Source organism: Succinivibrio sp. (assembly GCF_045124615.1).
GTDB lineage: Bacteria > Pseudomonadota > Gammaproteobacteria > Enterobacterales > Succinivibrionaceae > Succinivibrio > Succinivibrio faecicola.
Window position 1 is genome coordinate 1 of the sequence record NZ_JBGVMC010000305.1, and the last position, 5,906, is coordinate 5,906.

General features: G+C 35.8%; 7 protein-coding genes, 1 other RNA gene and 1 pseudogene. 4 read left to right on the forward strand and 5 right to left on the reverse strand.

Features of this window, described 5'->3' with window-relative positions; all coding sequences use genetic code 11:
* Positions 1-482, forward strand: a pseudogene (locus ACJML3_RS07975) (rRNA (cytidine-2'-O-)-methyltransferase); the annotation flags it as partial.
* A gap of 51 nt (positions 483-533) precedes the next feature.
* On the opposite strand, the gene ACJML3_RS07980 reads toward ACJML3_RS07975, so the two are convergent.
* Positions 534-1,004 carry a nucleoside deaminase gene (locus ACJML3_RS07980; protein WP_406022179.1) on the reverse strand — a complete coding sequence of 157 codons (471 nt, stop codon included), beginning with the start codon at positions 1,002-1,004 and terminating at the stop codon, positions 534-536.
* 149 nt (positions 1,005-1,153) lie between these two features.
* Here ACJML3_RS07980 and rnpB point away from each other — a divergent pair.
* Both rnpB and ACJML3_RS07990 read left to right on the forward strand, forming a co-directional pair.
* Positions 1,154-1,527: RNase P RNA component class A (rnpB, locus tag ACJML3_RS07985), an RNA gene on the forward strand.
* 109 nt (positions 1,528-1,636) lie between these two features.
* Positions 1,637-3,400, forward strand: coding sequence for a penicillin-binding protein activator (locus ACJML3_RS07990; protein ID WP_406022181.1), 1,764 nt, complete (start codon positions 1,637-1,639; stop codon positions 3,398-3,400).
* Positions 3,401-3,473: 73 nt separating this feature from the next.
* Here ACJML3_RS07990 and ACJML3_RS07995 read toward each other — a convergent pair whose 3' ends face one another.
* The 3 genes from ACJML3_RS07995 to ACJML3_RS08005 form a co-directional block, all read right to left on the reverse strand.
* Complete coding sequence (locus tag ACJML3_RS07995; protein WP_406022183.1) at positions 3,474-3,971, reverse strand: stringent starvation protein B; 498 nt, start codon at positions 3,969-3,971, stop codon at positions 3,474-3,476.
* A 76-nt stretch (positions 3,972-4,047) separates the two neighbouring features.
* On the reverse strand, positions 4,048-4,386 hold the full coding sequence (locus tag ACJML3_RS08000; protein WP_406022185.1) for a branched-chain amino acid transporter permease: 339 nt from the start codon (positions 4,384-4,386) through the stop codon (positions 4,048-4,050).
* The gene (locus ACJML3_RS08005) at positions 4,379-5,086 is read right to left on the reverse strand and encodes an AzlC family ABC transporter permease (protein WP_406022187.1); all 708 of its coding nucleotides are present in this window, start codon (positions 5,084-5,086) and stop codon (positions 4,379-4,381) included. Before ACJML3_RS08005 ends, ACJML3_RS08000 begins: the two co-directional genes overlap by 8 nt.
* Positions 5,087-5,186: 100 nt before the next feature.
* Between ACJML3_RS08005 and ACJML3_RS08010 the strand changes: the two genes are divergently transcribed.
* Positions 5,187-5,741: a helix-turn-helix domain-containing protein gene (locus ACJML3_RS08010; protein ID WP_406022189.1), complete on the forward strand. Its 555-nt coding sequence runs from the start codon at positions 5,187-5,189 to the stop codon at positions 5,739-5,741.
* Positions 5,742-5,842: 101 nt separating this feature from the next.
* Here the strand turns inward: ACJML3_RS08010 and rpsI are convergent.
* Positions 5,843-5,906: 30S ribosomal protein S9 (rpsI, locus tag ACJML3_RS08015; RefSeq protein ID WP_406022191.1), on the reverse strand; the 64-nt coding region annotated here is incomplete at its 5' end.

The following is a 5,906-nucleotide window of genomic DNA, read 5'->3' on the forward strand; positions in this document are numbered from 1 at the left end:
CAGCTTTAGAGGCTAGTGCCCTTCCAACTGATAAATTCATGTTCAGAGGATTTTTCCCTGTTAAGGAAAAGGAACTTGAAGAAACAGTAAGCTCACTTAAAGATGCTGACTATACATGCGTTTTCTATGAAGCTCCAAGAAGAATCATTGCAACAATGGAAGTTGTAGGTCGCATTCTCCCTGAGCATGATGTTACATTGTGCAGAGAAATGACAAAAACATTTGAGTCTTTTTACAGACTCAAAGCAAAGGATGCAGCGGCATTTTTAAAAGAGGATTCTGATAGAACAAAAGGTGAATTTGTAGTAGCTATCGGCTCTTTGAAAAACGAGAATACTGATATTCCTGAAAATGTTAAGGATGCAATCAGTGAACTTATCAGCACTGCCCCTGTAAAACAGGTTACAGCTGTAATTGCAAAACTGACAGGTCTTAAGAAAAACGATCTGTACAACTATGCATTAAGCCTAAAAAACGAATAGCAAAAAAAGAAGATCCGTTGGATCTTCTTTTTTTTGAAGTCCACTTTCGTATTAGTAGATTTCTCCACTCATTTTTTTATATTCTTCAAAAAGTACATTCGCTCTGTCTCTGTCTATCTGTGTTATTTTAAGAACAGAACTGTCTTTGCACTTCTTTTCAATATATTCATAGATGAAAGCATCTCTAAATCCTGCCTTATCAGCATCATCTGCACCACAGCCATACCATATCTCTTTTATATTTGACCAAATTATTGCTGACAGGCACATAGGACAAGGCTGACAGGTGGTATATAGAATACAACCACTCAGATCGTGAGTATTAAGTGCCTTACAGGCTTTTCTAATACAGCAAATCTCAGCATGAGCTGTAGGATCATGCTCTTTTAGAACCTGATTTGAAGCATAAAAAATCTGTCCGTCTTTTGTGATTATCGCAGCACCAAAAGGACCGCCTTCACCATTATTCATGGTTTTTCTTGCATGATTAACAGCATTATCTATTATTTTCGAATCTATCATTTTCCATATCCGTTTTTACTATTCACTATCTATTAGGTAGTATAGATTATTTTTCAGTATGGACTCATCTAATAAATTCATTAGCTTTTATTGCAATAATATATTCAAGATTTTTTAAAAATTCAGACCATTATGGTAAAATACCCCCTTGAGTCGACCGGGCAATCGCTGCCTTGCATACGTGTTTACGATATGTAAGCATACGCACAAGGGGGAGGAAAGTCCGAGCTCCATAGGACAAGGTGCCAGGTAACGCCTGGAGAGCGCAAGCTTATGACCAGTGCAACAGAAAGGATACCGCCAGAAATGGTAAGGGTGAAATGGCGAGGTAAGAGCTCACCGCTTGTACAGTAATGTATGAGGCAATGTAAACTCCACCTGGAGCAAGATCAAATAGGCCTTCTATAGTCTCGTCCGGACTGAAGGCGGGTTGATTGCTTGAACTGGCGAGCGATCGTCAGTCTAGAGGAATGATTGCCACTGCTTTGCAGGACAGAACTCGGCTTACAGGTCGGCTCAACTATCAATATCTCTTCCTTTTTTCTGAATTTTACAATCTTGCTGACAAATCAGCTCGGCTTACTCACTTTATGATAAAATAAAGTGGTTATATTGTTTTTTAGGAAATTATTGTGAAAGCAAAAAAATCCATTTTAAGCATGGCCCTTGCCACTGCAGTTTGTATCAGTTCAATTACTGGCTGTTCATCAGATACTGCCACAAGGACTTTAGCTTCAAACAACGCATTTGGAAATCTAAACCTATCTGTACAGGAATATCAGAAACTATATTCTGATTCTGAAGAAAAAGATCAGTTTAAAGCTCTGACTTTACTTGCAAGAGCTCAGATTGTTGCAGGTGACTACGCTCATGCAAATGAAAGCATCAACAAAATGTTTTCAAAAGCACAGAACGATGTGCAAAAAGATCAGGCTTCAATTGTTCTTGCTATGATGCAGTCAAAGCAAGGATATACTGACGATGCCATTGCAACCTTAAAGGATGTTAACTACAAGGCTCTGCCAAGACAGACTCTTTCTTATTTCCTTATTCTGAACTCAAATATCAATAATTTACAGTTCCAGAAAACAAAGAATCCTGAAAACGGTATTTATGCATTCAAGAATCAGGCAACTCTCTTAAAGCTTGTTGATTCTAAAAATGACAGAAAAAAGGTTATTGAAAAGTCAGTTTCTATTTTAAGTTCTATTGATGAAAAGTCATTAGCTTCTGCTCTATCAAGATCAAAAAATGAGATTGATAAGGGATTCTATGAATACTCAATTATAAGCAGAACATCAAATGATGAATTAAAACAGAATCTTTTAAATGATTTTGCAAAACGATATTCAGATCATCCTGTAACCGAGATTGTTCATATTGAATCTGTTGAAGAGCAGGATAATGCAAAAGAAGGAAACTTAATTGCAAATGTAGATTCAAAAGCAATCTTTACTCTTCCTGAGAATGCAAAAATAGCAGTTCTCCTACCTCTAAGTGGTCGTTTTGCTCCATCTGTTGGTGAACCTGCAAAGCTTGGCATTCTTACAGCATTAAAGGATAGAAATATCAAGGCAAATGTTGTTTTCTATGATACTAACAAAGAAAGCATTTCTCAGATAGTTGCCACTCTCAAAGCTAACGGGACAAAACTGATTTTAGGACCAATCCTAAAACCTGAAGTTACCGCTTTAAATAATACCGGTATCAAAATTCCTTCAATCGTATTTAATGAGTCAGAGACAGTTCGTCCGGCAAATCAGTGGTATTTTGATTTAGGTCCTAACTACGAAGGCTCTATTGCAGCATCAAAAATCTTTGCAGATCAGAAACAGTCTGCTGTTGTTATAAGCAAGAATAATGATCAGAATGCAAAACGCTCTGCAACTGCATTCAAGCATACATATGCAAAAACAAAGCTTACAAGCAAATTCTGTTCTTACCAGAGTGCATCAAATGCAAAAAAAGAACTGTCTAACTGCCCTCTTTCAGAGGTTCAGGCTGTATATCTGAATGCATCAACAAATGATGCTGTTTCAATAAAACCAATTATTCCTGCAACTGCTCAGATTTATCTAACTGACAAGAGCTATATGGGACTTAACAATTCTTCATCAGAATTTGCTCTAAAAGGTGCTCTTTTAGGAGATATGCCATGGCTCTTAACTGACAGTCAGTTAAAGGAAAGCTTCATGAAATCCTTACCTAAGGCAAATCCTCAGGTTCAGAAGATCTTTGCTGCAGCTTATGACAGTGTTGCTTTTGCATTCAGCATTGAGCAGCTAGCAAACAACAGTGAAGATGTTCTTCATGGTCTGACAGGTGATATTACATTAGGTCAGGATGGTCTAATCGAGACTTCACCAATGTGGGTTGAATTAGGTAAGCTTCGCTAAGCTAAATTCATACAATATCTACAAAAAGAGCTGATTAAATCAGCTCTTTTGTTTTTTTTATTCGATGAATCTTTTATACAAATTCAAAACCTGGCTCTTTGTTTTTCTCAGAATCCTTGTCGTTACCTTTTTGCAAAGTTTCTGTTGTTAAGTCATCTGAATCCTTTGTATCAATCTCAAATTCAGGACCATCTTTTACTATGCCTTCATCTGGGTATATTTCATCCTCTGGTGCAAGATCCAGCTGTTCTAATGCTCTTCCTATTGGAAGTGCTGCCTGAGCTTCAACAGCAATCAACTGCTCTATTGCTGAGTATGGAACATATATGTCCTCAGACTTTCCAGCAAATCTTGCTTTGAAAGAGATAGCATTTGAGGTTGCATGGAATGAATCAATGGATGATGGAAGTAAACTTAAAATAATAGAACCATCTGTAATATAACTTTCAGGAACAACTACTCCCTTATAGGTTGCATTCACCAGAATATGAGGTGTCATTTCATTTTCTATAATCCAGTTGTAATAAGCATTAAACAGATATGGTTTCAAACTTTTTAAACGAACTGCCATTTGTATCTCCAGATGTTTTTTTTCAATTATACATTATAATCAACCAACTATCCCGATTGATTTCATGTTGAAAAAATTATCTGAATATAAACTGAACCTCAATCATATATACTATTGTTCCAAGTGCTATAGATAGCATCATGTTTCTTTTGTACATATGTACTAGTACCGTAACAGTTATCGCAATAACTTCTGCAGCACCATGACCTGGAGCTCTAAGATCTACATCTTTAAGGCAGTAAACAAGCAACATTCCGAATACAGATAAAGGAAGCGCTGATCCTAGATATACTATAAAATTAGGAAGCTTTGAATTTCTTGAAAAAATTATAAATGGTAGAAATCTGCATATCATTGTTCCTGCAGCACACAGTCCTATAATTATGCACTGCTCTGTAAGAGTTAAATTATCCATTTGACAGTAACAGTCCCTTCACTTTTCTTGTATAAATGTACTGCAAAGACAGAATCGAAAAAATTATTATCATCGATGCCAGTAAAAATGAATCCTTACCAATAGTAATCAGGCAAAGTGCTGTAACACCTATTCCAATAATGCCGTTTTGATGTTTCTTATCATTTTTCCACTGCTCTATAAAAATAACTACAAACAGAGCTTCCATTACAAACCAAAGTCCAGTTGTGTCAAAGGAAATAAACTCTCCTAAAATTCCGCCAAGTGTCGATCCTGATACCCAGTAAAAATGGTTTAACAATGTTACAAAAAAGAAACACCAACCTTTATCAAGATGATCTGGGATCTTGCTAGTATAATTTATGGAAAAAGTTTCATCACACATTCCAAAAATAAGATAGTAACGCTTTATTCCTAGTCCTCTATATTTATCAAGCATGGAAATTCCATAAAACAGATGTCTTGCCTGAACGACCAATGCCACCATAAAAGCACTTAATGGAGCGAAAGTACTTAAAAGCATACTGACACAAATGAATTCAAGTGAACCGCCCAAAATAATAAGGCTCATCAGCATCGGATATACAAATGAAAAACCAGATACATTCATATATGCACCGTATGCAATACCAACAAACCAGAATCCTGTCAGAATTGGAAATGATCTTGGAAAAACAAATTTAAATGCTTGAAACTTCATAGTAGTTATTTATAATAAACAAAACAAGTAATATATTTAACAGAATATACCGTTAAATATAATTGGTCAAATGTTAATTATAATAAACTTACAATATTTTATGGATATAAATCAGGTAATTTCTAAAAACCTTCAGCACTTAAGGCTTCAGTCTAATATGACGCTTGGAAAACTGTCTGAAAAAACAGGACTTTCCAAAGCCGTTCTATCTCAGATAGAAAAAGGAAATTCAAATCCAACTATTAATACTATCTGGAAAATAGCAGAAGCTTTTGGTGTTACATATTCAGCATTACTTGAATCAAAAAGAGTTACAGCACAGAAAGTTTCTCTTGATCAGGTAGCTTTTCAGAAAGATGATGATGGTCATTACAGAATCGGATGTCTGTTTCCATCAAATATAAACAGAAATTTTGAAATGTTTATGCTGATCCTCGATCCAGGTTCAGAGCATGTTACAGACGGTCATACAAAGATTTCAGAAGAATATCTTTTTGTACAGGAAGGATGTATAGAAATCATAGTTGAAGATACCAGCTTTAAACTAAAAACAGGCGATTCAATGTGCTTTGATGGAATGGTTCGACACGTTTATAAAAATCCATATAAAACTGCAGCAAAAGTATACTGCATGAATTATTACGGAATTAACTAGAGACCGATTGAAAAGAAGCAGACAATAGTCTGCTTTATTTTTAGAAAAAGAAAACCTCCGCCTTTGGGGCAGAGGTTTGGATACAACATGAATTGTATAAATTAACGCTTTGAGTACTGTGGACGCTTACGAGCTTTGTGAAGACCAACCTTCTTACGCTCTACA